22 protein-coding genes and 1 pseudogene are annotated in these 25,163 nt (G+C 66.5%); 11 read left to right on the forward strand and 12 right to left on the reverse strand.

The features are described from left to right. The 3 genes from SB4_RS10875 to SB4_RS10885 all read left to right on the forward strand — a co-directional run. Window positions 1–481 (forward strand): DUF721 domain-containing protein (locus SB4_RS10875; protein WP_058752576.1); only part of this gene is annotated, 481 nt, incomplete at its 5' end. Continuing rightward, a complete protein-coding gene (locus SB4_RS10880) occupies window positions 481–1,176 on the forward strand; it encodes a thioredoxin domain-containing protein (protein ID WP_058752577.1) in 696 nt (231 codons plus the stop codon). The genes SB4_RS10875 and SB4_RS10880, both read left to right, overlap by 1 nt. Window positions 1,177–1,205: 29 nt before the next feature. Beyond that, window positions 1,206–1,955 (forward strand): DsbA family protein, encoded by a 750-nt coding sequence (locus SB4_RS10885; protein ID WP_058752591.1) that lies wholly within the window; start codon window positions 1,206–1,208, stop codon window positions 1,953–1,955. 392 nt (window positions 1,956–2,347) lie between these two features. Here SB4_RS10885 and groL read toward each other — a convergent pair whose 3' ends face one another. Beyond that, window positions 2,348–3,988, reverse strand: a complete 1,641-nt coding sequence (gene groL / locus SB4_RS10890; RefSeq protein ID WP_058717392.1) for a chaperonin GroEL — start codon at window positions 3,986–3,988, stop codon at window positions 2,348–2,350. Between the two features lie 53 nt (window positions 3,989–4,041). Continuing rightward, window positions 4,042–4,329, reverse strand: a complete 288-nt coding sequence (gene groES, locus SB4_RS10895; protein WP_042484184.1) for a co-chaperone GroES — start codon at window positions 4,327–4,329, stop codon at window positions 4,042–4,044. Window positions 4,330–4,554: 225 nt separating this feature from the next. Between groES and sppA the strand changes: the two genes are divergently transcribed. Together sppA and SB4_RS10905 are read left to right on the forward strand one after the other, a co-directional pair. Beyond that, a complete protein-coding gene (gene sppA, locus SB4_RS10900; protein WP_082670118.1) occupies window positions 4,555–6,516 on the forward strand; it encodes a signal peptide peptidase SppA in 1,962 nt (653 codons plus the stop codon). Between the two features lie 117 nt (window positions 6,517–6,633). Then, a complete protein-coding gene (locus tag SB4_RS10905) occupies window positions 6,634–7,239 on the forward strand; it encodes a GNAT family N-acetyltransferase (RefSeq protein WP_058752578.1) in 606 nt (201 codons plus the stop codon). A gap of 45 nt (window positions 7,240–7,284) precedes the next feature. On the opposite strand, the gene SB4_RS10910 is transcribed toward SB4_RS10905, so the two are convergent. Further along, window positions 7,285–8,157, reverse strand: a complete 873-nt coding sequence (locus SB4_RS10910) for a TonB family protein (protein ID WP_058752579.1) — start codon at window positions 8,155–8,157, stop codon at window positions 7,285–7,287. A gap of 218 nt (window positions 8,158–8,375) precedes the next feature. Between SB4_RS10910 and pgi the strand changes: the two genes are divergently transcribed. The 3 genes from pgi (at window position 8,376) to SB4_RS20010 (ending at window position 11,677) form a co-directional block, all read left to right on the forward strand. Then, window positions 8,376–9,869 (forward strand): glucose-6-phosphate isomerase, encoded by a 1,494-nt coding sequence (pgi, locus tag SB4_RS10915; protein WP_058752580.1) that lies wholly within the window; start codon window positions 8,376–8,378, stop codon window positions 9,867–9,869. A 129-nt stretch (window positions 9,870–9,998) separates the two neighbouring features. Then, window positions 9,999–11,348 (forward strand): glutathione-disulfide reductase, encoded by a 1,350-nt coding sequence (gene gor, locus SB4_RS10920; RefSeq protein ID WP_058752581.1) that lies wholly within the window; start codon window positions 9,999–10,001, stop codon window positions 11,346–11,348. 161 nt (window positions 11,349–11,509) lie between these two features. Then, entirely contained in the window at window positions 11,510–11,677 is a 168-nt protein-coding gene (locus tag SB4_RS20010) for a hypothetical protein (RefSeq protein ID WP_193753796.1), read from the forward strand. A 25-nt stretch (window positions 11,678–11,702) separates the two neighbouring features. Here the strand turns inward: SB4_RS20010 and SB4_RS10925 are convergent, their stop codons facing one another. Both SB4_RS10925 and SB4_RS10930 read right to left on the reverse strand, forming a co-directional pair. Beyond that, window positions 11,703–12,332: a glutathione S-transferase family protein gene (locus tag SB4_RS10925; protein WP_058752582.1), complete on the reverse strand. Its 630-nt coding sequence runs from the start codon at window positions 12,330–12,332 to the stop codon at window positions 11,703–11,705. Between the two features lie 29 nt (window positions 12,333–12,361). Then, a complete protein-coding gene (locus tag SB4_RS10930; RefSeq protein WP_058752583.1) occupies window positions 12,362–13,258 on the reverse strand; it encodes a dienelactone hydrolase family protein in 897 nt (298 codons plus the stop codon). A gap of 132 nt (window positions 13,259–13,390) precedes the next feature. Between SB4_RS10930 and SB4_RS10935 the strand changes: the two genes are divergently transcribed. Then, the gene (locus SB4_RS10935) at window positions 13,391–14,236 is read left to right on the forward strand and encodes a hypothetical protein (RefSeq protein ID WP_058752584.1); all 846 of its coding nucleotides are present in this window, start codon (window positions 13,391–13,393) and stop codon (window positions 14,234–14,236) included. Window positions 14,237–14,321: 85 nt separating this feature from the next. On the opposite strand, the gene ftsH is transcribed toward SB4_RS10935, so the two are convergent. The 6 genes from ftsH to SB4_RS10965 form a co-directional block, all read right to left on the reverse strand. Next, window positions 14,322–16,289 (reverse strand): ATP-dependent zinc metalloprotease FtsH, encoded by a 1,968-nt coding sequence (ftsH, locus tag SB4_RS10940; protein WP_058716148.1) that lies wholly within the window; start codon window positions 16,287–16,289, stop codon window positions 14,322–14,324. A 150-nt stretch (window positions 16,290–16,439) separates the two neighbouring features. Next, on the reverse strand, window positions 16,440–17,432 hold the full coding sequence (gene tilS, locus SB4_RS10945; protein WP_058752585.1) for a tRNA lysidine(34) synthetase TilS: 993 nt from the start codon (window positions 17,430–17,432) through the stop codon (window positions 16,440–16,442). Window positions 17,433–17,562: 130 nt separating this feature from the next. Next, entirely contained in the window at window positions 17,563–18,504 is a 942-nt protein-coding gene (locus SB4_RS10950) for a tetratricopeptide repeat protein (protein ID WP_058752586.1), read from the reverse strand. A gap of 89 nt (window positions 18,505–18,593) precedes the next feature. Next, the gene (locus SB4_RS10955) at window positions 18,594–19,577 is read right to left on the reverse strand and encodes a helix-turn-helix domain-containing protein (RefSeq protein WP_193753797.1); all 984 of its coding nucleotides are present in this window, start codon (window positions 19,575–19,577) and stop codon (window positions 18,594–18,596) included. Window positions 19,578–19,647: 70 nt separating this feature from the next. Next, window positions 19,648–21,921 (reverse strand): phosphoenolpyruvate--protein phosphotransferase, encoded by a 2,274-nt coding sequence (ptsP, locus tag SB4_RS10960; protein WP_058752588.1) that lies wholly within the window; start codon window positions 21,919–21,921, stop codon window positions 19,648–19,650. Between the two features lie 33 nt (window positions 21,922–21,954). Next, window positions 21,955–22,143: a hypothetical protein gene (locus tag SB4_RS10965; protein WP_153006181.1), complete on the reverse strand. Its 189-nt coding sequence runs from the start codon at window positions 22,141–22,143 to the stop codon at window positions 21,955–21,957. A 224-nt stretch (window positions 22,144–22,367) separates the two neighbouring features. On the opposite strand from SB4_RS10965, the gene SB4_RS10970 reads away from it, so the two are divergent. Beyond that, entirely contained in the window at window positions 22,368–23,606 is a 1,239-nt protein-coding gene (locus SB4_RS10970) for a methionine gamma-lyase (RefSeq protein WP_058752590.1), read from the forward strand. Between the two features lie 59 nt (window positions 23,607–23,665). Further along, window positions 23,666–24,133, forward strand: coding sequence for an Lrp/AsnC family transcriptional regulator (locus SB4_RS10975; RefSeq protein ID WP_058716141.1), 468 nt, complete (start codon window positions 23,666–23,668; stop codon window positions 24,131–24,133). 223 nt (window positions 24,134–24,356) lie between these two features. Here the strand turns inward: SB4_RS10975 and SB4_RS10980 are convergent. Then, window positions 24,357–25,163: pseudogene (locus SB4_RS10980) on the reverse strand (IS3 family transposase); the annotation flags it as partial.

The following is a 25,163-nucleotide window of genomic DNA, read 5'->3' on the forward strand; positions in this document are numbered from 1 at the left end:
CCCCCGTTCCAACCGCCCCCGCGCGGTATCCGAACTGCTGCCCGCCATCGGCGGCGCGGCCTTTCGCCGCTTCGGTTTCGTGCAGAGCGCCATCGTCAGCCGCTGGCCCGATATCGTCGGCCCGCGCCTGTCGACCGCCAGCGCGCCCGAATCGATTCGCTTTCCCCAGGGCGAGAAGCAGAACGGCGTGCTGACCCTGGTCGTGCGCGGCGCCCACGCGCCGATGATGCAGCATATCGCACCCGAGATCATCGAGCGGGTAAATCGCTTCTTCGGCTATCCGGCGGTCGCGCGGCTCCAGATCCGGCAGGGTGAGCTTCCGATGGCCGCGCCCAAGCGCGCCGCGCCGCCCAAGCCGCAGCCGGTGCCGCCGGAAATGGGCGACGGGCTGCGCCAGATCGCCGACCCGGAGCTTCGCGCCGTGCTCGAATCGTTGGCCGCGGGCGTCGCTGCGACGCGCGGCATTCCCAAGGTGTCGTGATGCGTCTCTTCCTGTCGCTGGCCGCGCTCGGCCTCTCGCTCTCCGCCGCCGCTTCGGTCGACGCCGCCCAGGCGCAGGCAAAGGTCGACTGGACGACGCATATCACCCAGACGCCAGCCGGAGCCTATGTCATCGGCAACCCGAATGCGCGGGTGAAGCTGGTCGAATATGTCAGCTATACCTGCCCGCACTGCGCCGCTTTCGTCACCAGTTCGGCGCCGGTGCTGAAGGGGCAGTTCGTCCGGTCGGGTTCGACCAGCATCGAAATCCGCCATTATCTGCTCAACCGGATCGACCTGGCCGCCTCGCTCGTCGCGCGCTGCGGTGGTGCGGCAAAGTTCGTCGGCCTGACCGAGACGCTCTACGCCCAACAGAAGAGCTGGGCGGCGCGCGCCATGGAATTTGAGCAGGCCAATGGCCAGCGCATTGGCATGTATCCGCCCGCCGCGCAGATGCGGGCGATCGCCGACGGTTCCGGACTGACCGCGATCGGCAAGAGCGCGGGGCTCAGCGATGCGCAGCTCGCCGCCTGCCTGTCCGACCGCGCCGCCACCGACCGCATCGTCGCGATGACCAGCTCGGCCCCGCCATCCATCGAGGGCACGCCCGGCTTCTTCATCAACGGCAAGCAGGCGATGGGCGTCTTCTCCTGGGACCGCCTGTTGCCGCTGTTGCGCGCGGCGGGCGCCCGCTAATTCCCGTTTTTTCCTCGGAGCATATGTCGATGAAGTCTCGTGTCCTCCTCCTCGCCCTGTCGGTGTGCGCACCGCTGGCCCTCGCCGCTTGCGGCGGCAAGGGCGACGCCAATAGCAGCGCGCCTGCGGCCGCGCCGGTCGCCGCCGTCCCCGCGCCTGCGGGCAAGGACTGGACCCAGGTCGTCAGCAAGACCGCCGAGGGTTATGTGATGGGCAACCCCAATGCCCCCATCAAGCTGGTCGAATATGGCTCGCGCCTGTGCCCGGCCTGCCGCGCCTTCGCTGTCGAGGGGTTCCAGCCGCTGACGAACAACTACGTCAAGTCGGGCAAGGTCAGCTGGGAATTCCGTGAGTTCCTGATCCACGGGGCACCCGACCTGCCGCCCGCGCTGCTCGGCATCTGCGTCGGCGAACAGACCTTCTTCCCGATCCTGGAGCAGATGTACCAGGCGCAGACCGGCTTCAACGACAAGCTGCAGGCGATGAGCCCCGACCAGCAAAAAGCGTTGCAGAACGCCAAGCCGGTCGACGTCATCAAGGCGCTGGCCGAGCAGATGGACCTGATCAACTTCGTCAAGCAGCGTGGCCTGCCCGAGGCCAAGGCACGTGAGTGCCTGGGCAACATGCTGGAGATCGACCGTCTGACCAAGCAGACCAAGGATCGCGGCGACGACGGCACCGTGACCGGCACCCCGACCTTCATCCTGAACGGCAAGCCGCTCAAGGGTGCGATCACCTGGCCGGACGTCCAGGCGGCGCTGAAGAACGCAGGCGCGTAAGGCGCGGCCCTTCTGGTTACGCGAAAGGCGGTCGGTCGAAGGTCCGGCCGCCTTTTTCTATGCCCCCGTTCCCCGGCGAAGGCCGGGGCCCAGTTACCAAGCGCTCCGAAGCGGTTGGGACATAGCGTGGGAGGCCTATGCCACTACCTCGCTATGGCCTCCCACGCTTTGTCCGGCGCGCTATCGGCCGGGTGGTAACTGGGCCCCGGCCTTCGCCGGGGAACGGACTTTTTGAGGGCTTTCTTTCCCCTTCTCCCTTCGCTCAGGCGGAATCCCGCAAACGCAAAAAGGGCCCGGGGATCGCTCCCCAGGCCCCTTTCAGGGTTAGCTGGAAATCCAGCCGGTCCGGGTCCCGGCGAGGCGTAACGCCCCACCGGTCCCCGAAATCCGACTTAGAAGTCCATGCCGCCCATGCCGCCCATGCCGCCACCGGCGGGCATGGCGGGCTTGTCTTCGGGCAGCTCGGCCACGGTGGCTTCCGTGGTGATCAGCAGGCCCGCAACCGACGCCGCGTTCTGGAGCGCGGTGCGCACGACCTTGGTCGGATCGATGACGCCGGCGGCAACCAGGTTCTCGTACGTGTCGGTCGACGCGTTGAAGCCGAACGAGGTGTCGTCCTGGTCGAGCAGCTTGCCCGACACGACCGCACCGTCATGACCGGCGTTCTGAGCGATCTGGCGAACCAGCGCGGTCAGCGACTTGCGAACGATGTCGATACCACGGGTCTGGTCGTCGTTGACGCCCTTGACGCCGTCCAGCGCCTTGGTCGCGTACAGCAGCGCCGTACCACCGCCGGGGACGATGCCCTCTTCGACGGCCGCGCGGGTCGCGTGCAGCGCGTCGTCGACGCGGTCCTTGCGCTCCTTGACCTCGACCTCGGTCGCACCGCCGACCTTGATCACGGCGACGCCGCCAGCGAGCTTGGCCAGACGCTCCTGGAGCTTCTCGCGGTCGTAGTCGCTGGTGGTGTTCTCGATCTGCGCACGGATCGCCTCGGTGCGGCCCTTGATCGCGTCGGCTTCACCCGCACCATCGACGATGGTGGTGTTGTCCTTGTCGATCGTGACGCGCTTGGCGGTGCCCAGCATGCCGACGGTGACGGTCTCGAGCTTGATGCCCAGGTCTTCCGAGATCAGTTCGCCCGCGGTCAGGATGGCGATGTCTTCCAGCATCGCCTTGCGACGATCGCCGAAGCCCGGTGCCTTGACCGCTGCGACCTTCAGGCCGCCACGCAGCTTGTTGACGACGAGCGTGGCCAGAGCCTCACCCTCGATGTCCTCGGCGATGATCAGGAGCGGACGGCCCGACTGGACGACGGCTTCCAGGATCGGGAGCATCGCCTGCAGGTTCGACAGCTTCTTCTCGTGGATCAGGATGTACGGGTCGTTCAGTTCGACCGTCATCTTTTCCGGGTTGGTGATGAAGTAGGGCGACAGATAGCCACGGTCGAACTGCATGCCTTCGACGACGTCGAGCTCGAAATCGAGACCCTTCGCTTCCTCGACGGTAATCACGCCTTCCTTGCCGACCTTCTCCATGGCTTCGGCGATCTTCTCGCCGACTTCACGGTCGCCATTGGCCGAGATGATGCCGACCTGCGCCACTTCCGACGAACCCGACACGGGCTTCGAACGCGACTTGATGTCTTCGGTCACCTTGGCGACGGCGATATCGATGCCGCGCTTCAGGTCCATCGGGTTCATGCCGGCCGCGACCGACTTCATGCCCTCGCGGACGATCGCCTGGGCCAGGACGGTCGCGGTGGTGGTGCCGTCACCGGCGATGTCGTTGGTCTTCGACGCCACTTCGCGCACCATCTGGGCGCCCATGTTCTCGAACTTGTCCTTGAGTTCGATTTCCTTGGCGACCGAAACGCCGTCCTTGGTGATGCGCGGGGCACCGAACGACTTGTCGATCACGACGTTGCGGCCCTTCGGGCCCAGCGTGACCTTGACGGCATCGGCGAGGATGTCGACGCCCTTCATGATGCGCTCACGCGCGTCGCGCGAAAACTTGACTTCCTTGGCTGCCATGGTGGCTACCCTTTCGATCTGGAATTGTCAGAAAAACGGAAGAAGGATCAGTCTCAGCCGATGATGCCGAGAATATCCGATTCCTTCATGATGAGCAGGTCTTCACCGTTCACCTTGACCTCGGTGCCCGACCACTTGCCGAACAGAATGCGGTCGCCCGCCTTCACGTCGAGCGGCGTGACCTTGCCGTCTTCGGCCTTCGCGCCCGAACCGGCGGCGACGACTTCGCCCTCCTGGGGCTTTTCCTTGGCGGTATCCGGGATGATGATCCCGCCAGCCGTCTTTTCCTCGGCCTCGACGCGACGGACGAGAACGCGGTCGTGCAACGGACGAAAGTTCATTGCCATGTCCCTTTAATCTGGCGTGTTACACTTTTCTGGCACTCGAGCCATGCGAGTGCCAACGCCCCGGATATGTGAACGGGCATTCAGGCCGTCAACGCCCCTTCCCAAAAAATTTCGACCGGCCGCCCGATACGCGGGAACAAATTCGCGAAAAGCCGGGTGCGTATTGGGACCCTAATACGGACCATTGCCCAGCCATCGCGGCTGGAGTAGCGATAGCACATGACCGACGCCCGCGCCGATGCCCTTCCGCCCGCTTCCCCGCTCGACCAGGATTTCAGCCGACCGGGGCGCAAGCCCGGCAAGCGCAGCGGCTGGCGGCTGGTGCGCGGTGCCTGGAAGCTGCTGGTCGGGATCAAGGACCTGCTGGTCCTGGCGGCGATGCTACTGTTCTTCGGGCTGATCTTCGCCGCGCTCAACGCCCGGCCGGGCACCAAGGCGATCACCGACGGCGCGCTCCTCCTCAAGCTCGACGGCCCGATCGTCGAACAGCCCGAGACGCTCTCCCCCCTCGCCATGCTGTCCGGCGGCAAGACGCCGCATCAATATCGCCTGCGCGACGTGGTCCGCGCGATCGATGCGGCCAAGGATGACGGCCGGGTCAAGACGCTGGTCCTCGACCTCGATTCGTTCGGCGGCGCCTATCCGGCGGCGTTGCAGGAAGTGGGCGACGCGATGGCGCGCTTCCGCAAGGGCGGCAAGCCGGTGCTGGCCTATGCCACCGCCTATACGGACGGTGCGTATCGCCTGGCCGCCAATGCCAGCGAAATCTGGGTCAACCCGCTGGGCGGCACGATCTTCACCGGGCCGGGCGGCAACCAGCTTTACTATAAGGGGCTGATCGACAAGCTGGGCGTGACGACCCATGTCTACCGCGTCGGCAAGTTCAAGTCGTTCGTCGAGCCCTATATCCGCGCCGACCAGAGCCCCGATGCCCGCGCCGCGTCGCAGGCGCTGTACGGCACGCTGTTCGCCCAGTGGCGCGAGGCGGTGGCCAAGGCGCGGCCCAAGGCGCAGATCGATGCTTTCCTGACCCAGCCGGACCGCGTGATCCTGGCCGCGAACGGCAATATCGCCGAGGCGAACCTGAAGGCCGGGCTGGTCGACAAGCTGGGTGACCGCCTGGCCTTCGGCAAGCGCGTCGCCGAGATTGCGGGCGCCGAGGCGAACAAGCCGGCGGGCACGTTCCGCACCATCTCCTACGCCTCCTGGGTCAAGGCCAATCCGTTGCCGACCAAGGGCGATGCGATCGGCGTGCTGACCATCGCGGGCGAGATCGTCGATGGCGAGGCGGGCCCCGGCACCGCGGCGGGCGAGACGATTTCCAAGGCGCTGCTCGATGGGCTGGCCAAGAAGAATCTGAAGGCGCTGGTCGTGCGTGTCTCCTCGCCGGGTGGCTCGGTGCTGGCGTCGGAACAGATCCGCCAGGCGATCCTGGAGGCCAAGCGCCAGAAGCTGCCCGTCATCGTCTCGATGGGTGGCCTCGCCGCCTCGGGCGGTTACTGGGTCTCGACGCCCGCCGATATGATCTTTGCCGAACCCGGCACGATCACCGGCTCGATCGGTATTTTCGGCATCATCCCGACCTTCGAGAACACGCTGGCGAAGATCGGCGTGACCACCGACGGGGTGAAGACCACGCCGCTGACCGGCCAGCCCGACGTGCTGGGCGGCACCACGCCGATGCTCGACACCATCCTGCAGGCGGGCATCGAGAATGGCTATCGCCAGTTCCTGACCCGCGTCGCCGAGTCGCGCCACATGACGCCCGAAAAGGTCGACACCATCGCGCAGGGCCGCGTCTGGGACGGCGGCACCGCGCACCAGATCGGCTTGGTCGACCGCTTCGGCAACCTGTCCGACGCCATTGCGGAGGCGGCCCGCCGCGCCAAGCTGGACCCGGCCAAGGTGCATGCCGAATATCTGGAAAAGAAGCCGGGCTTCGCAGCCTTCCTGGCCGAAGGGTTCGAGAGCGACGATGACGGCCAGCAGGGCGGCGACGTCTTCGCCATCGCCGCTGCCGAGCGTCGCGCCGTCGTCGCCCGCGCGCTGGGCGACGTGACCCGGCTGGTCCAAGGCGGCTCGGTCCAGGCGCGCTGCCTGGAATGTGGCGGCCTGGGTCCAATGGCGAAGCCGGGCGATACGCGCCTGCTCGACCTGCTGATCGCCAAGCTGGGGTTGTAAGGCGCGGGGCGGTCGCTCTTCCTTGCGAGCGACGTCCAAGGCCAGGGGAAACGGGGCTTCCCGAACCGCCGCCCTGCGCGCTAGGCAGGTCTATCGCCTCTGGAGACCCCGCCGATCATGATCGCCATCCGCGCCGCCCGCCCCGATGACGCCGCCGCCATCGCCGCCATCTATGCCCCGCATGTGCTGGCCGGTGTCGTGTCGTTCGAGACTCAGGCGCCCGATGCCGAGACGATGCGCGCCCGGATGGAAGGCGCGGACGGCCTTTATCCCTGGATCGTCGCCACCCTGCGCAGCCAGGACGACGCCGAGGACGAGGGGCAGGAAGAGGCCGTCATCGGCTATGCCTATGCCGCCCGCTTCCGCGAGCGCGAGGCCTATCGCTGGGTGGTGGAGACGACCATCTATGTCGCCGACGTGTCGCAGCGTTCGGGCATCGGGCGGCTGCTCTACGAAGCGCTGGTCGACACGTTGACCGCGCAAGGCTTCACCCAGGCGATGGGCGTCATCGCGCTACCCAATGACGGCTCGATCAAGCTGCACGAAGCCGTCGGCTTCCGCCGCGCCGGGGTCTTTCGCGAGGTCGGTCACAAGCATGGCCGCTGGATCGATGTCGGCTATTGGCAACGCGAACTCGCCGAACCCGCCCCCCATCCCGCCGAACCGAAACGCTTCGCCGATGTCGGCGTGGTCCGCGATCCGGTGTCGGGGAAGCATCGGTAAGGGAATGCGGGGCGGTCCGGCGCGACCGGCCGCCCCGTCGCACGCTCAGCCGTTGAATATGAAGAGCGGCGTGCCCGGCTTCCAGTTGATCCGGCGAATCCAGACCGAGGCAATCGGCTGGCCGTCGGCGCCGATGGCGGGTTTGAACTTGGCGCGCGCAGTCGCCGCGCGACATGTGGCGTCCTGGAACACCTTGTCCCCGCCCGACTTGGCGACCGCGCAATTCTGGACGCTGCCGTCCGGGCCGACCAGCAGGCGCACCACTACCGCGCCCGCCATGCCCATCTGCGACGCGCCAGCGGGATAGTCGCCGGGCTTGAACCAGTTGGCCGGGTTCTCGACCGGCTCCGGTCCGTGACGCAACTGCTTCTGCTGGGCGGGATCGAGGCCCCAGGTCTTGATCAGGTCGTCCGAGCATTTGTCGAGCGCCGCCATCGCGCCCTTCATCGATCCCATGTCGAGCTGAATAGTATAGCGGCGGGCGAAATTGACCCGCATCACCGTGGGGCGGCCCGCCGCGATATCCCCGCGAAACGCCTTGGGCAGGTCGTCATCGGGCCGGAAGCGCAAAGTCGCGGGGATACTGCCGGTGCTCGCAAACCCTTGTGCCTGCATTCCCGGCACCTCGGCCATGGTCGAGGTCGCGACCGATACCGGAACATTACGCTCGGTGGCCGGAATATGCGGCCCCGCCAACAGCATTTCCAGACGATCCGGCAGGTCGTAGCGGCTGATCTGGAGGATCGTCCGATCCTTGCCCTCGCCAAAGGTACGGATCAGGCGGCATTCGGTCGGCGCATAGTCGACCTGCCATTTGGACGACGGAGCGATGGGGACCTGCGGATCGGCGGCCAGGACAATCTGTGACACCATTCCACCGAGAATCATCGTCAGGGCCGTGCCCGTCCGTACACGCATCGTCTCTCTCCCTCTGATCCATCGCCCCACTGGGTCGATAGCGGGCGAAGATGACATGGATATTCCCGCCGCCCAACGGGAAACATGCGGCTCCATCCCGCGTCCCATGGCCGCGCTTCGTCGACACCATACCAATCTAAGGCTTGGCTTTGCGGGTCCGCTTTGTCTAACGCCGTGGATGACGCCCCACCGGGCACGGCAAGGAAGGAACAGGCATCATGGCTGCCGACTGGTCGACGATCGAATCGCTCCCGCAGACCCCGCTTCTCGATCTTTTCGCGAATGATCCCAACCGGCTGGCCACGCTCAGCCTGGACGTGGCGGGTATCCATTTCGACTGGTCCAAGACCCATCTGACGCGCGAGGCCGTTGCCGCCTTTGCCGATCTCGCCAAGGCGAGCGGGCTGGCCGCCAAGCGTGACGCGCTGTTCGGCGGCGAGGTCGTCAACGTCACCGAGGGCCGCGCGGTCGAGCACACCGCCGAGCGCGGCGAGGGCAATCCCGAGAGCGTCGCCACCGCCCGCGCCTCGCACGCCCGGATGCGCGCGCTGATCGACGCGATCGAGGCCGAAGCACTGGGCCCGATTCGCCATGTCCTGCACATCGGCATCGGCGGCTCGGCGCTGGGCCCCGACCTGCTGGTCGACGCGCTGGGCCGGGACAGCGACCGGTATGATGTCGCCATCGTGTCGAACGTCGACGGCATGGCGCTGGAGGAGGTGTTCAAGCGCTTCGATCCCGCCGCCACGCTGCTGGTCGTCGCGTCCAAGACCTTCACCACCACCGAGACGATGCTGAATGCCACCTCGGCGCTTCAGTGGATGACCGAGCATGGCGTCGAGGACCCCTATGGCCGCGTCATCGCGCTGACCGCCAACCCGGAAAAGGCGGTCGAATGGGGCGTGGACGAGACGCGCATCCTGCCCTTCGCCGAGTCGGTCGGCGGCCGCTATTCGCTCTGGTCGACCATCGGTTTCCCCGCCGCACTGGGCCTGGGCTGGGACGCATTCGAGGAACTGCTGGAAGGCGCGGCCGAGATGGACCGCCATTTCCGCCTGACCGATCTGGCGCAGAACGCGCCTGCGCTCGCCGCCTTTGCCGACCTGTATTACACCCAGGTCCGCCATGCCGAGACTCGCGCGCCCTTCGCCTATGACGAGCGTCTTCGCCTGCTCCCCTCCTATCTCCAGCAGTTGGAGATGGAATCGAACGGCAAGGGCGTGACCGTCGACGGCCAGCCGGTCGGCCGCCCCACTGCCGCGATCACCTGGGGCGGTGTCGGCACCGACGCGCAGCATGCGGTGTTCCAGCTGCTCCACCAGGGCACGCACCTCGTCCCCGTCGAGTTCATCGCGGTCATCGAGCCGGGCGATGTGCTGAGCGACGATCATCACCGCCAGCTGCTGCTCAACGCCTTTGCCCAGGGCGCGGCGCTGATGAAGGGCAAGAAGGTCGACGATCCCGCGCGCAGCTATTCGGGCGATCGCCCGTCCTCGACCATCCTGCTCGACACGCTCGACCCGCGCACGCTGGGCGCGCTGATCGCCTTTTACGAGCACCGCGTGTTCGTGAACGGCGTGCTGCTGGGCATCAACAGCTTCGACCAGTTCGGCGTCGAGCTGGGCAAGGAAATGGCCAAGGCCGCGGACCAGGGCGGGCAGGATTTCGATCCCTCGACCGAGGACCTGATCAAGCGGGCTTTTGGGGAGTAACACTCCTCCCCGGCACGGGGAGGATTTGAATTTCCGATCACTGTCAGGGGGACGCTGAACTTGGCTCGGCGTCCCCCGTTATGCTTTTAAGCGGGACTGTCGTCCCAATCCCCCGGAGAAATCGTTCCCATGGCTGACTATGACTATGACCTGTTCGTCATCGGGGCGGGCTCGGGTGGCACGCGCGCCTCGCGGGTCGCGGCGGCGCATGGCGCGCGCGTGGCGGTGGCCGAGGAATATCGCGTCGGCGGCACCTGCGTCATTCGCGGCTGTGTGCCAAAGAAGCTGCTCGTCTATGGCGCGCATTTCGCCGAGGATTTGAAGGATGCCCGCCGCTTCGGCTGGCAGGTGCCGAGCGAATGTGAATTCTCGTGGGAAACGCTGCGCGACAATGTGCTGGCCGAGGTCGACCGGCTGAACGGCGCGTATAAGAAGACGCTCGAGAGCCATAATGTCGAGATCATCGACCAGCGTGCCGTCGTTACCGGCCCCAACAGCGTCCGCCTGGCCGACGGGACCGAGAAGACCGCCGAGCGCATCCTGATCGCGGTCGGCGCGCATCCGGCCGTGCCCTCCTGCCCGGGTCACGAGCATGGCATCACGTCCAACGAGGCGTTCCATCTCGATGCGATCCCTAAGCGCGTGCTGATCGCGGGCGCCGGCTATATCGCCAACGAATTTGCGGGCGTCTTCCACCAGTTCGGCGCCCACGTCACGCTGATCAACCGCAGCAAGGATATCCTGCGCGGTTATGACCTGACGATCCGCGACCGGCTGCTCCAGATTTCGATGATGAAGGGCATCGAATTCCGCTTCGACGCGACGTTCGAGGGGATCGAGAAGATGGACGATGGTTGCCTGAAGGTATCCATGTCCAACCATGAGCCGATGATCGTCGACCTAGTGATGTTCGCGACCGGCCGCCTGCCCAACACCCATGGCCTGGGGCTGGAGACGGCGGGTGTCGAGCTGGACGATCACGGCGCGATCAAGGTGGACGAGGACAATCGCTCGACCTGCCCCAGCATCTATGCGGTCGGCGACGTGACCAACCGTGTCCAGCTGACCCCCGTCGCGATCCGCGAGGGACAGGCCTTTGCCGACACCGTGTTCGGCGGCAAGCCGACCCGCGTCGATTACGACTGCATCCCGGCGGCCGTGTTCAGCCATCCGCCGATGGCAGGCGTCGGCATGACCGAGGCGCAGGCCCGCCAGACCCTGGGGTCGGTGCAGGTCTATACCTCCGACTTCCGGCCGATGAAGAACGTGCTGGCCGGCCGGGAAGAGCGGTCGCTCTACAAGATGGTGTGCGACGGTGACACCGGTCGTGTCGTGGGCCTGCACATGATCGGCCCCGATGTGCCCGAGATTCTCCAGGCCGCTGCCATCGCGGTGAAGACCGGACTGACCAAGGCGCAGTTCGACGCGACCGTCGCGCTCCACCCCACCATGGCCGAAGAGCTGGTCCTGATGCGCTGACCCAAGCTGCCCCTGCCCCTCGATCGTATCATCGGGGGGCAGGTGGTCAGTCTTTGTGACAAATCATGTATCGCGAAAAATATTATCGCGATTTACCATTGCTTCGGTAATGGGCCATAATGCAGTGACGGGCAAAAGGCCGGTTGAGTAAGGATGCCGTGATGCAGGACAAGGCCGTGACGTTGGAACAGATCATTTCCTATGCGCGCGCCGCCATGGAAGGTGCCGATGCATTGAACCTGCCCCTGGCGGGCAATCACATTGCCGCGGGCCTCGACATGCTGCGCGCGGCCCAGGAAAAGTGCGGCGCGCATCCCCAGTCCGTCTGACGCTGCGACAGCCAGCGGCCCGTCTTCAAAACGCGTCGGGCTGGATCTCGTCGACGCCATCGTCCAACGCGGTGGCACGGCGGTGCGCCGGGCGATCGTGCAGCCGACCGATATAGGCCATGATCGCGTCGGTCTTGGGGATCAGCCCGAACTGGGTGAACCACATCATCTGCGACCCGACATAGACATCGGCCGCCGTGAATCGGTCGCCCGCGATATAGCGTGAGTGCGCCACCGCATCGCCGATGACCCCGATCGCCCGGTCGAAATCGCCATAACCCGCCATCCGCTGCTGATCGGGCGTGACCGTCACCCCGAACGCCTTGTTGGTGACGGCGGCCTCCAGCGGCCCCGCGGCGAAGAACAGCCAGCGATAATAGGCCGCGCGCTCGGACGGCAGCGGCGCCAGTTCGGCATCGGGAAAGATCTCGGCCAGATAGGCGCAGATCGCCGCCGTCTCGGTCACCACCTGTCCCCCGTGCACGATCGCGGGGACTTTCATCATCGGATTGATCGCGCGAAAGTCGTCGGCGACCATCGTCGTCCCATAATCCAGCACGACCGCGTCATAGGCCGCGCCGGTTTCCTCCAGCATCCAGCGCGCGATGCGTCCCCGCGACTGGGGATTGGTATAGAGCGTCAGGTCGGCGGTCATTCCAGCGTCTCCCCAAGGTCGAAGGGCGATCAGGCCCGGTCGAGATAATGATGCAGGAAGCGCGTCGTCCGCTCCCAGGCCTGCCCCGCCGCCGCCGCATCATAGCGGGCGGCCGAACTGTCATTGTTGAAGGCATGATCGACACCCGGATAGGTAAAGGCCTCGACCGTGCGCCCGGCCGCCTTAAGCGCCGCGACCCAGGGCTCACCGGTCGCATTCACCCGCGCATCCTTGCCCGCATAATGCAGCATCAGCGGGCTGCGCACCTTCACTGCCTCGGCCGGATCGGGGGCGGGTCCGTAATAAGCGACCCCGGCCGCGAGCGCCGGGCCCGCCGCGACCGCCAGCCGGTTGACGAACGCCCCGCCCCAGCAAAAGCCGACCGCGCCGACCTTCCCCGTACCCGTCTTATCGGCGGCGGCATGGGCCATCATGCCCCGCGCCTGTTTCAACGCCAGATCATAGTCGAGCAAGCCGATCAGCGTCCGCGCGCGGTCCTCGTCGGGCGGCGTCCCGCCCTGCGGCGCGAGCAGGTCGGGCGCGATGGCATGGAACCCGGCCAGCGCCAGCCGCCGTGCGACATCCTCGATATGCGGGGTCAGCCCGCGATTTTCGTGGATGACCAGCACCGAGCCGAGATGCTTCTTCGCGGCCCTGGGGCCGACGATATAGGCGGCGGAGCGTGCGCCGCCCTCCATGGCTTCGCGCCGGTCGATGCGCAGCCGTGCGTCATGCGCATCCGTGATCGCCGCCGCCGCCGGGCTGGCGGCCAGCCCCAGGATCAGCGCCTCGGCCGCCGCTGCCGATCCGGCCAGCGCGGTCATCTGGCGCAACAGCGTGCGGCGGTCGTGATGCTCATGGGTAAAGGCGTCATAGATGCGCACGGCCTGGTCATGCAGCGCATCCGGCGAGGGGACATGGGTCATCGGTGGCCATCCTCCATCGGGCCGCCTGTCCGGTTTGGGACCGGATCACATGCGGGGCGACCAGCAGGTGCAGCATAGGCGCGGCGACCATGTCGGGCTAGGCTCGATCGAACCATCGGGAGAGGGAAAGTCATGATGTTCGTCGCATGGGTCCTGTGGCAGGCCCAACCCGCGTTACCGCCCGCGCCGCCGCCGCCTCCCCCGCTGCATGGCGGCAACGGGCCGATGACCTGCCCGATCGGCGGCGAGGCGTTCGAGGGGTGGCAGATGGGCAGCTACTCCACCTATGGCGAGCGGCCCGACGGGCGGCCCTACAGCTATATGCCCTTCCCCTTCCCGGTGCCCGAATGCCCGGGCAACCATCTGGTGGTGTTCGACGATTTTTCGGAGGCGGACAAGGCGGCGCTGGCCAAGCTGATCGTGACGCCCGCTTATGCCCGGCTGGTCGCGGAAGGCGAGACGCCGCACTATCGCGCCTTCTGGCTGGCGACACGGCTGGGGCGGCCCGACTCGCAAGCGCTGGGTTGGTTGCAGGCAGCTTTATGGGCGGAGACGCCGGGCCGGAATGAGGGCGCGGACGGGCCGAACAATGGGGCACGGCGGACGCGCTACGCCGCCGAGTTCGTCGACCGGGTGCGCCATCTGCCCGCCGATACCAGCGCGCGCGATCGGCTCTGGCTGACCGCCCGCGCGGCGAATCTGCTGCGGCAGAAGGGAGATTTTGCGGGTGCCGAGGCCCTGCGTCAGGACGCCCTGTCGCTGGTGGGGCAGCCGGGTGTCGGTGATGGCTGGGAAGACTATTTGGGGCGACTCGCCAAGGTCATTGCCCGTCGCGATGTATCGGTCGAGCCGATCGACATGATCCCCACGCGCGAAGCGGCCAGCTACTGCGCCGAGCCAAAGAAATTTGGGCTGAACGAGCAGGATATCCGGCTGTGCAAGGCACCCGATATCGTGAAGGAAGCGACCCAATCGTGAGTGTGGGGTGAGGACCGGGCACGGTCGCACGAAAAAGGCCGCCCCCTCACGGGGACGGCCTCTTCGTAACCCTCAAGCTTAAGGGTCAAGCGCCCAGCGGGCTGGGTGACCCGAACGGCCCCGCACCACGGCGGGTCTTCGGGATCGACGTCCCCGCCTTGGCGATCGGCACCGCCTTCGTCTTGGGGTCGTTGCGACCGATATCGTCGCCCGCGATCAGCTTCTTGATCTCGTCACCCGACAGCGTCTCATACTCCAGCAGCGCGCCCGCCAGCAGGTGCAGCTGGTCGACATGATCGGTCAGCACATGCTTGGCGCGGTGCAGGCCGCCCTCGACGATCGACTTGATCTCGTCGTCGATCAGCTGGGCGGTCTGGTTGGACATGCGCACCGGCTGGCTGGACGAATAGCCCAGGAAGCTCTCGCCCTCCGGCTGAGCATATTCGACGGGGCCAACCTTGTCCGACATGCCCCATTTGGTGACCATGTCGCGCGCCAGGCCCGTGGCGTATTGAATGTCGCCGCTGGCGCCGCTCGACACCTTCTCATAGCCGAAGATGATCTCCTCGGCCACGCGACCACCCATGGCCACCGCCAGGTTCGCGTACATCTTGTCGCGGTGATAGCTGTACGAATCCCGCTCCGGCAGACGCATAACCATGCCCAGGGCACGGCCGCGCGGGATGATCGTCGCCTTGTGGATCGGGTCCGACGCCGGTTCGTGCAGCGCGACGATGGCATGGCCCGCCTCGTGATAGGCGGTCATCCGCTTCTCGTCCTCGGTCATGACCATGGAGCGGCGTTCCGCCCCCATCATGACCTTGTCCTTGGCTTCCTCGAACTCGGCATTCGCGACCAGGCGCTTGCCCTTGCGCGCAGCCATCAGCGCGGCCTCGTTAACCAGATTGGCCAGGTCCGCACCCGAGAAGCCCGGCGTACCGCGCGCGATGACCCGCGAGTCGACGTCGGGGGCCAGCGGCACCTTCTTCATATGAACTTCGAGGATCTTCACGCGACCGTCGATATCCGGGCGCGGCACCACGACCTGACGATCGAAACGGCCCGGACGCAGCAGCGCGGGATCGAGCACGTCGGGGCGGTTGGTCGCCGCGATGATGATGATACCTTCATTGGCCTCAAAACCATCCATCTCGACCAGCAGCTGGTTCAGCGTCTGCTCGCGCTCGTCATTGCCGTTGCCCAGCCCCGCGCCGCGATGACGGCCGACCGCATCGATCTCGTCGATGAAGACGATGCACGGCGCGGACTTCTTCGCCTGCTCGAACATATCACGCACGCGGCTTGCGCCGACGCCGACGAACATCTCGACGAAATCCGAACCCGAAATGGTGAAGAAGGGCACACCCGCCTCACCCGCGATAGCGCGGGCGAGCAGGGTCTTGCCGGTGCCGGGCGAACCGACCAGCAGCGCGCCCTTCGGAATCTTGCCGCCCAGACGCGAAAATTTCGACGGGTCCTTCAGGAACTCGACGATTTCCTGCAACTCTTCGCGGGCTTCGTCGATGCCGGCCACATCGTCGAAGGTCACCTTGCCTTCCTTCTGGGTCAGCATCCGCGCACGGCTCTTGCCAAAGCCCATCGCGCCGCTGGCCCCGCCGCCCTTTTGCATTTGGCGCAGGACGAAAAAGGCAATGCCAATGAACAGCACGAACGGCAGCGAATTGTAGAGCATCAGCATCCAGATCGAGGGCCCTTCCTCGGTCTTGGCCGTAAACGTCACGCCCTTCTGGCGCAGGCGCGGGATCAGCTGCGAGTCGGGAACCGGCGTGGTGCGGAATTTCTCACCCGACGACAACTGTCCCGTGATCGACTCGCGCGAGATGGTCGCGGTCTTCACCGTGCCCTCGTCGACCTTGTCGAGGAAGGTCGAATAGTCGATCTGATTGCCGCTTTGCGCCGATGACCCGGCGCCCGACAGGCTGACGAACAGGGCAAGCGCCATCAGGATGCCCACCCAGATCAGCAGGCTCTTCATCCAGGGGTTGCCGCCCCCATTGGGATCGGGGCTCTGCTGCTTGTCGTTATCGTTCATCGGTGCCGGATACCTTTCAGCCTCCAAGATAGGCATGACGAGGTTAATGGCAATGGAACAAGACCGATCAATGTGATCAGTCAGGGGGGAACAAGACCGATCATTGTGATCGGCCAGGGGGGAAGAAGGCCGATCATTGTAATCGGTCGATCATCCCGTCTTGCGGGGCGGGGCGGGACGGAAGCGCCAGACGCCGGAGCGCACGCTGGCGATCACCCCGGCCTGGGTCGCGCGGCTACCGGCGGCAAGCGACTCGAGCAGCTTTTCGATATTGCTCGCTTCGCTCCAGGCGGGTGTCTCGATCCCCGCCGCCGCGCGGACCGTGCCGATCGCCCGGCGCGCGAGCCGTCGCCCCAATTCGCGGGGCAGGTCGGCGGCCTGGATGCGGACATTATCCTCGTCGATCTGCGCCCGCTCGGCCCAGAGCCAGTCAACCGTCGCGCGCAGGTCGCCATCCGCCTCGGCCAGCTGCGCCGCCGCGCGCGCCAGCTGCGCCACGCCCAGCCATTCATGCCCGTCGAGCAGCTGGCGGAAGCGCGTGCGATCATGACGCGGATCGTGATTGGCGGGATCGTCGACAAAGGGCGCCTCTGCCCGGCGTACGATCCGGCGCAGCTCGGCCCGACGCCAGTCGAGCAGCGGGCGGAGTACGACCGCATCCGCAATCACCGTCCGCGCCCGCACACCCGACAGGCCCGACAGCCCCGCCCCACGCGCCGCGCGCATCAGGAAGGTCTCGGCCTGGTCATCGGCATGATGCGCGGTCAGGATCGCCGCCGCACCGATCGCCCGGGCATGGCCCGCGAGCAGGGCATAACGCGCCTCGCGCGCCTGGGACTGGATGCTCGCCCCCTCGATCGGGGTCGCGGGCCGCAGGCCCTGATGCGGCACGCCCAGCTTCGCACAATGTTCGGCGACCATGCGCACTTCGTCGGCGGCTTCGGGGCGAAGCCCGTGATCGATCGTCGCCACCGCGATCCGGCCCGGCAGGGCGGCGGCCGCCAGCGTCAGCATCGCCATGCTGTCCGGGCCGCCGGACACCGCCAACAGCAGCGGCGCGGGGGACGTCTGCGGATCGAAAAGAAGCGTCAGATCGGTCGTGAAACGCGCAATCTGATCGGCGGCCGTGGCATCGGTGGCCATGATGCTCTCAAAACTGGTCAGGGACGGCCGCGCTCTGGCCCTTCCCCCGCACCAGTGCAAGAGTTTTCCTTGTCATGGATCGCAGGATACGCGCTCTTTCCCACCCATAAAGGGAAGGAAAGGCCGGCCGTTACTGGCACTTCGCCGCGCTGCGCCCACTGGCGATCTGCGCCTTCATCGACGCGGACAGCTTGGCGCCATAGACGTCGCTGAGTTCGTCATAGACCTTGCAGGCATCGGCGGGCTTGTTGAGCCGGGTCAGCGCCTGGCCGAGATAGAGAAGACTGTCGGGCGCGCGCTCGCCATCCGGGAATTTCTTGTAATTCTCGTAAAAGGCCATCGAGGCGAGGCTGGGCTTGCCCGAGTCCAGATAGGTGCGGCCCAACAGGTTCTGCGCGAAGCTGGCGCGACGGCTCTTGGGATAGTCGGCGACCACCTTCTTCAGCTGCGCCTCCGCCTCGGGATAGCGCTTGGCGGCCCACAGGCGATAGCCGTAGAGATAGGCGTCCTCGGCCGCGTCGCCGGTCGACGGCTTCTCGACCGCCGCGCCACCCGACGCTGGCTCGGTGGACGCGGCGTCACCGGTGACCACCGAGGCCGCCGCCGGAGTCTTGGTGGGACGGGTCGAGCCCGACGCGGCGGGCGCGGGCGTGTCGAGCGGCGCGCTCTGTCCGGCGGGGGCGATCGGCGCGGGGCCCGCCTCCAGCGCCTTCAGCCGCCCCTCGGTCGCGCGCTTATAGGCGTCGAACTGGTCCTGAAGCTGGCGGGTGCGATAGCCGTTCTGCTCGATCTGGCCGGTCAGAGTGGCCATCTGCTCTTCCAGCGAGGTGACACGCGAAGTCAGATCGGTCAGCGCACTGGACGCCGGAACGCCGGGAGCCTGCGCCTGGGTCTGCGGCGCGGTGATCTCGGGCTGGACATAGCCGCCTGCCCCGTTCGGGAAGACCTTGCGCTGCACCGCGCGCATTTCGCTTTCCAGCTTGCCGACGCGGCCCTCGACATTGGACTGGGCCATGGCGGCGGTCGGCAGGATCATCACGGCGGCGACGCCGGCCAGCAACAGGTTACGCATCGGTCTCACCCCCCGGTGGGCTATGTGTGGTAGCGAAAGGCCATGGTTAATAGCCTGTCGCGGCTGTCTCCAGCCTTAAAATCCGTGACTTACAGGTCGGCGGGTGCCGTGGTCGCGGGCGTCGACGTGGCGGCGGGCGCCGGAACGGTCGGCGCGGCACCGCTCGTCTCGCTGCCGCTGGCCGAACCGGTACGACGGGTCGCCCCCGTCCGCTCGCGCGGGGCCGATCGGGCCGCAGGCGTCGGCGAGGCGGTGGCGACCGGCGCACCCGACAGCCGGGCGGCGATCGCCTGCGGGTCGAGGCGCACATCCTTGATCGCACGCGATCCGTCACCGAGCGGCGGGATCGCCTTGCCGTCCAGCGTCACGGTCAGCTTGTCGGGGCGGCCGACATTCAACAGCGGGCCCTTGGCGGTGGCGGGCACCTCATAGCTTTCGCCGGGCTTCAGCGTGCCGATCTTCAGCGTGGCCTTGTCGGCGTCATAGACGCGCAGCCAGACTTCGCCATTGGCTGTCAGCACGACCTTGCCCGCCGCGACCGGAGTCGGGCTGGGCGCAGGGGCCGAGGCGGGCGCGGCACCGTTGGCGAGCGGGGTGGCGGCGGGCACCTCCTGCGCGGTGCGGTCACGGCGGAACAGATCGGTCCCATACCACAGCCCGGCGAGAACGAGCAGCGCCAACGCGATGCCGACGCCGATGATCGCCATGCCCCGCGACGGCACGCGGGCGGGATCAGCAATGTCCTGCGGCACATATTCGGCGACGCGGCGACCCATCCGATCGACATCGGCGCGCACCGCCTGTGCGATCGCCACCTCATCGGCACCGACCGCCCGGGCATAGGCCTTGGCGAAACCGACGGCATAGGTTGCCGAGGGCAGGCTCTGATAATCGGAGGCCTCGATCGCCGCGAGATGACGACTGGGGATGCGCGTACGCGCCCCGATGTCGCCCAGCGACAGCCCCTGCGCCTCACGCGCGGTGCGCAGGACGTCACCGGCGCGGGCAGGTGCCGCCGGTGCGGCATCGTGGCCGGGATTGACCTCGTCCATTCTCAACTCCGAAGCGATCATGGCCCACCCCATGATCGCGGTCGTTCTTTCAGACGGCTGGGATCAAGTCAACGCGGACACCGGACCTGGATCAGGCCAATTCGACACCGTTCGTCGCAGCCCAGGCACCAAGCGCCCCACGCATGTCGCGAACGGGATGCGCGAGAAGCCGCGCCATCTCCTCGGTGATCGCCGCCCGGTCGAGCGAACGGATCATCGCCTTGACAGGACCGACCGCCGCCGGGGTGATCGACAGGCGGTCGATGCCCAGCCCGATCAGCGCCATCGCTTCCAGCGGACGCCCGCCCATCTCGCCGCACACGCCGACCCGTACCCCCGCCGCACGCGCCGGCTCAACCACCCGGCGCAGGAAGCGCAGGATCGAGGGGCTCAGCCAGTCGTAACGCTCGGCCAGCTTCGGGTTCGCACGGTCGGCGGCGAACAGGAACTGGGTCAGGTCGTTGGTGCCGATCGACAGGAAGTCGACATTGGGCAGGATCAGGTCGAGCTGCTCGGCGAGCGCAGGCACTTCCAGCATCGCGCCGTACCGCACCTCCAGGGGCAGCCGACGCCCGCGTGACCCCAGCCAGGCGCGCTGCGCCTCGAACAGGGCCTTGGCCTCGTCGAATTCCCATGCCTCGGACACCATCGGGAACATGACGTGGAGCGTACGCCCCGCCCCCGCCTCGATCAGCGCGCGCGCCTGCGCCTTCATCAGGCCATCGCGCTCCAGCGCCAAGCGCAGTGCGCGCCAGCCCATGGCTGGGTTCTCCTCGTCGCCCGGATCGGTGTTGAGATAGGGCAACGCCTTGTCGCCGCCGATATCGATGGTACGGAACACCACCGGACGGTCGCCCGCCGCCTCCATGACGTCGCGGTACAGCCGCTGCTGCCGCTCGCGCTGCGGCAGGGTGGCCGAAACCAGGAACTGAAATTCGGTGCGGAACAGGCCGATCCCGTCCGCGCCCGTGGTGTCGAGCGCGGCGGCATCGTCGCGAAGCCCCGCATTGACCATCAGGGTGACGCGGTGCCCGTCCTTCGTCACCGGCGGCACGTCGCGCAGCGCCGCAAAGGCCGCGCGCCGCTTCTGCCGCAGCGCGAGCTTGGCCTCGAACGCTTCCTCCATCGCCGAGGTCGGGCGGACCAGCACGCTGCCCTCCGCCACGTCGAGCAGCAGCTGGTCGCCGTCCGCGATCTGGCGGCGCACGTCGCTGACCCGGCCCAGCACCGGCACACCCATGGCGCGCGCGACGATGATGACATGCGCGGTCAGCGACCCTTCCTCCAGGATCACGCCCTTCAACCGCCGCCGGTCATATTCCAGCAGCTCGGCCGGACCCAGGTTGCGCGCGATCAGGATGGTGTCCTGGCGCAGGCCCAGCTGCGCCGCCGTGCCCATCTGGCCCGACACGATGCGCAGCAGTCGGTTGGACAGGTCCTCCAAGTCGTGCATCCGGTCGGCGAGCAGCGGATCGTCGATCTGGCGCATCCGCTGGCGGGTGCGCTGCTGCACGCGCTCGATCGCCGCCTCGGCGGTCAGGCCGCTGTCGATCGCCTCGTTGATGCGGCGCGCCCAGCCCTCGTCATAAGCGAACATCTTATAGGTCTCGATGACCTCGACATGCTCGCCCGCGACGCCGAACTCGGCCTCGCGCGCCATGCGGTCGATCTGTTCGCGCATCTTGTCGAACGCGGCATAGACGCGGCGGCGTTCGGCATCGATATCCTCGGCCACCGTATGTTCGATGAAGATACGCGGCTGGTGATAGACAGCAAAGCCGCTGCCCATGCCCTCGACCAGCTTCTGCCCCGACAGGCGGATCGTCGCGGTCATCTGCGGCCGGGTGCCCGCCGCCCCCGCCGCGTCGATCAGCCCGGCATTGGCGATCAGCTCGGACAGCACCATCGCGACGGTCTGCAGCGCCTCGATCTCGACATCGGCATATTTGCGCGGTTCGCTATGCTGGACCGCCAGCACGCCCACCGCCCGCTCGCGCCGGATGATCGGCACGCCTGCGAAGCTGTGGAACCGGTCCTCGCCGGTTTCGGGCTTGTACGCGAAGTCGGGATGGCTGGCCGCTTCGTCAAGGTTCAGCACCTCGACGTCCTCGGCGATCGTGCCGACCAGCCCCTCGCCCAGCGCCAGCTTGGTGACGTGCACCGCCTCCTCGGCCAGGCCGCGCGTCGCGAAGAGCTCCAGCACGCCTTCGCGCAGCAGGTAGATCGAACAGACCTCGCTGCCGATCGCCTCGCCGATGATCTGGACCACCTGGTTCAGCTTGGCTTGGGCGGGGGTGCGCGACGCCATCACGTCGTGCAGACGAACGAGGATCTCGCGGGCGGAGGCGGCGGCCGAAACGGGCATGACCACAGGGCTATCAGACCGGGTGCCGAGGTGTCATGCCCTAATATCGCAGCGCGGTGCCTTTTCCTCCGCCCCCGGCTCCGCGACCGGGCTGCCCGATCCGTCGCGCGGATCGATGATCGCATTTCCCTCGGGCGGGCAGCGTTCCACGGCGGTTCGCACCGCGATCGCCGCTGCTGGCGACAGCGTATCACCCAATACCTCGAACACCCTCGCCTTCATGCGCATCGGCTTCTTTGCCTCGCTGCCAGCACTCAGGGCAGCGGTTCGAGAATGCCATGTCGTTCGGCACCAACCCCATCGACCCGATTGGCAGCCCTTCTCATAAATCGCATCAATATTGGCAGATACTGCCCAGAGATGCACTTCCGCTGCATGACTTTGATCGAAAACGCTTTCGCATCGGCGCTATCATGGGGCAAGAGGCGGATAGAAGGCGAGACAATATGGCCGAGCAGAAGAATAGTGGAATCGCGACGCGGGCCATTCATCATGGCTACGATCCTTCGGCCCATGACGGCGCGCTGTCGCCGCCGCTTTTCATGACCTCCACCTTCGTTTTCGATTCGGTCGAGACGGGCGCGAACATGTTTGCGGGGGCCGCGCCGGGCCATATCTATTCGCGCATCTCCAACCCGACGCTCGACCTGCTGGAGCGGCGCTGCGCCAGCCTGGAACAGGCCGAAGCGGGGGTGGCCCTCGCATCCGGCATGGGGGCGATCTGCGCGGTGATGTGGACCTTCCTGTCGCCGGGCGACGAAGTGCTGACCGACAAGACTCTCTATGGCTGCACCTTCGCCTTTCTGCGCGACGGGCTGGCCCGGTTCGGCATCACCATCAACCATGTCGACATGACTGATCCGCAGGCGGTCGCCGACGCGATCACGCCTGCGACCCGGATCATCTATTTCGAGACGCCCGCCAACCCGAACATGCGATTGGTCGACATCGCCGCCATCGCGCGGGTCGCCGCCGCTGCCTCTGGCGCCAGCTCTGCCGACGTGAAGCTGGTCGTCGACAACACCTATGCCACCCCGATCCTGACCCGGCCGATCGAGCTGGGTGCGGATATCGTCGTCCATTCCGCGACCAAATATCTGGGCGGGCATGGCGATCTGGTCGGCGGCATCGCGGTCGGGCGGGCCGAGGACATGGCGCGGGTGCGAATGCAGGGGCTGAAGGACCTGACCGGCGCAGTGATGTCGCCGTTCAACGCCATGCTGCTGCTGCGCGGGATCAAGACGCTGAAGCTGCGCATGACCGAGCATTGCGCCAATGCCATGGCCATCGCCAGCTATCTGGAAGGGCATGCCGGGGTCGCCAAGGTCCATTATCCCGGGCTGGAGAGCTTTCCACAGCATGATCTCGCCGTACGACAGATGCCTGGTTTCGGCGCGATGATCGCGTTCGAGCTGGCCGACGGGCTGGAGGCGGGACGGCGCATGATGAACCGCTTGGCGCTGATCCGCCGCGCGGTGTCGCTGGGCGATACGGAGTCGCTGATCCAGCATCCTGCGTCGATGACTCATTCGACCTACACGCCCGAGGAACGCGCCGCGCACGGCATCCCGGAGGGGCTTATCCGCCTGTCGGTCGGCATCGAGGATGTCGCCGACATCATCGCCGATCTGGACCAGGCGCTGGCGCCCCCACAGGCGGAGATCACCCCGGCGCTCGCCGCCTGATTGGAGACTCTGCCGCTTTGCGCTAGGCGGCACGGTCCCAAGCATGGAAAGGGCGGGCATTGGACGACAAGGATCGGCAGATCATCGCGGCGTTGCAGGCCAATGGTCGCCTGACCAACCAGGAACTGTCCGAACAGGTCAATCTGTCGCCCTCCCCCTGTCTGCGGCGGCTGCGGATGCTGGAGGCTGCGGGAGTCATTCGCGGCTATACGGCGGTGATCGACGAGGAAGCCTATGGCCTGCCCGTCACCGCGCTGGTCCGCATCCGCCTGCAAAAGCACGACGACGCGACCGTGGCCGCGTTCGAGGCGGCGATCGCCGACATGGATGCGGTGCTCGACTGTTATGTAATGACCGGCAGCGACGACTATCTGCTGCGTGTGCTGGTCGCCAGCCTCAAGGACTATGAGGATTTCGTGCGGTCCAAACTGCACCCCATCGCCGGAATTGCAGCGATCGACACGAGCTTCGCCTATGGCATCGTCAAGCGGTCGACGGTTTTCCCGCGGCTCAGACGCAGCGGTTGAAGGTGCGCGCCATGGCGCACTTGGATACGCGTAGAGCTGGCTAGAAAACCCTCAGAGTCCGACCAAATTAAGTTGGACGATTTCAACTCCACCAGAGTTTGTACCTATTGGGGCGGACGAGGGACTTTATCCCCTCGTCATCGGCGAGCCTGCAATCCTTGTGACGTGCTCTCCGGCAATCATGTGAACCGCCCCGGGTTTGCCGGAGGCCATGTGTTGAGAGTTACGCTGCCATATCGATGATGTCCGCGGCAGCATAATATTGCTCTTCGGCTTCGGCAGGCGGGATGTTGCCCATGGGCTCCAGCAGCCGGCGATGGTTGAACCAGTCGACCCATTCGAGCGTGGCGTATTCGACGGCTTCAAAGCTGCGCCACGGCCCACGCCTGTGGATCACCTCGGCCTTGTAGAGGCCGTTGATCGTCTCGGCCAAAGCGTTGTCGTAGCTGTCGCCTACGCTGCCAACCGATGGCTTTATCGCGGCTTCGGCGAGGCGCTCGGCGTACTTGATGGACACGTATTGCGCCCCCCGGTCGCTGTGATGGATGAGACCGCCCCGATGGGCCGGCCGGCGATCATGGAGAGCCTGCTCCAGGGCATCGAGGACGAAGCTGGCATGCGCCGTTCTGCTAGCCCCCCCCCCACGATCCGCCTGGCGTAGGTATCGATGACGAAGACGACGTTGACGAAGCCCGCTTAAGGCTCGCGACGTAAAGCCTGCCCCGGCGCAGGCCGGGATGAAATCCGACACCCACAGAATGTTCGACGCTGGCGCGTAGAACCTGCGGTTGACGTGATCCAGCGGGCACGGCGCTGCCTTGTCGCTCTTCGTCGTGCGAACCGGCTTGCCCCTGATCACGCCCTGTAGACCCATATCGCGCATCAGCCGCTCGATGGTGCAGCGGGCGACCGGGAAGCCCTCGCACATCATCTGCCGCCAGACCTTGCGGACGCCGTAGACCGCGAAGTTCTGGGCAAACACGATGCACCTGAGTCTTTGGAGGCCGCAGTCTAGGGTCCAAACCCAATC

Source organism: Sphingomonas sanguinis, from assembly GCF_001476905.1.
Lineage (GTDB): Bacteria > Pseudomonadota > Alphaproteobacteria > Sphingomonadales > Sphingomonadaceae > Sphingomonas > Sphingomonas sanguinis_B.

What these genes read in the sequence shown, in the direction of transcription:
- SB4_RS10880 (WP_058752577.1), top strand. Translation starts at nt 481, where the DNA reads ATGCGTCTCTTCCTGTCGCTGGCCGCGCTCGGCCTCTCGCTCTCCGCC.
- SB4_RS10885 (WP_058752591.1), top strand. Translation starts at nt 1,206, where the DNA reads ATGAAGTCTCGTGTCCTCCTCCTCGCCCTGTCGGTGTGCGCACCGCTG.
- groL (WP_058717392.1), bottom strand. Translation starts at nt 3,988, where the DNA reads ATGGCAGCCAAGGAAGTCAAGTTTTCGCGCGACGCGCGTGAGCGCATC.
- groES (WP_042484184.1), bottom strand. Translation starts at nt 4,329, where the DNA reads ATGAACTTTCGTCCGTTGCACGACCGCGTTCTCGTCCGTCGCGTCGAG.
- sppA (WP_082670118.1), top strand. Translation starts at nt 4,555, where the DNA reads ATGACCGACGCCCGCGCCGATGCCCTTCCGCCCGCTTCCCCGCTCGAC.
- SB4_RS10905 (WP_058752578.1), top strand. Translation starts at nt 6,634, where the DNA reads ATGATCGCCATCCGCGCCGCCCGCCCCGATGACGCCGCCGCCATCGCC.
- SB4_RS10910 (WP_058752579.1), bottom strand. Translation starts at nt 8,157, where the DNA reads ATGCGTGTACGGACGGGCACGGCCCTGACGATGATTCTCGGTGGAATG.
- pgi (WP_058752580.1), top strand. Translation starts at nt 8,376, where the DNA reads ATGGCTGCCGACTGGTCGACGATCGAATCGCTCCCGCAGACCCCGCTT.
- gor (WP_058752581.1), top strand. Translation starts at nt 9,999, where the DNA reads ATGGCTGACTATGACTATGACCTGTTCGTCATCGGGGCGGGCTCGGGT.
- SB4_RS20010 (WP_193753796.1), top strand. Translation starts at nt 11,510, where the DNA reads ATGCAGGACAAGGCCGTGACGTTGGAACAGATCATTTCCTATGCGCGC.
- SB4_RS10925 (WP_058752582.1), bottom strand. Translation starts at nt 12,332, where the DNA reads ATGACCGCCGACCTGACGCTCTATACCAATCCCCAGTCGCGGGGACGC.
- SB4_RS10930 (WP_058752583.1), bottom strand. Translation starts at nt 13,258, where the DNA reads ATGACCCATGTCCCCTCGCCGGATGCGCTGCATGACCAGGCCGTGCGC.
- SB4_RS10935 (WP_058752584.1), top strand. Translation starts at nt 13,391, where the DNA reads ATGATGTTCGTCGCATGGGTCCTGTGGCAGGCCCAACCCGCGTTACCG.
- ftsH (WP_058716148.1), bottom strand. Translation starts at nt 16,289, where the DNA reads ATGAACGATAACGACAAGCAGCAGAGCCCCGATCCCAATGGGGGCGGC.
- tilS (WP_058752585.1), bottom strand. Translation starts at nt 17,432, where the DNA reads ATGGCCACCGATGCCACGGCCGCCGATCAGATTGCGCGTTTCACGACC.
- SB4_RS10950 (WP_058752586.1), bottom strand. Translation starts at nt 18,504, where the DNA reads ATGCGTAACCTGTTGCTGGCCGGCGTCGCCGCCGTGATGATCCTGCCG.
- SB4_RS10955 (WP_193753797.1), bottom strand. Translation starts at nt 19,577, where the DNA reads ATGATCGCTTCGGAGTTGAGAATGGACGAGGTCAATCCCGGCCACGAT.
- ptsP (WP_058752588.1), bottom strand. Translation starts at nt 21,921, where the DNA reads ATGCCCGTTTCGGCCGCCGCCTCCGCCCGCGAGATCCTCGTTCGTCTG.
- SB4_RS10965 (WP_153006181.1), bottom strand. Translation starts at nt 22,143, where the DNA reads ATGAAGGCGAGGGTGTTCGAGGTATTGGGTGATACGCTGTCGCCAGCA.
- SB4_RS10970 (WP_058752590.1), top strand. Translation starts at nt 22,368, where the DNA reads ATGGCCGAGCAGAAGAATAGTGGAATCGCGACGCGGGCCATTCATCAT.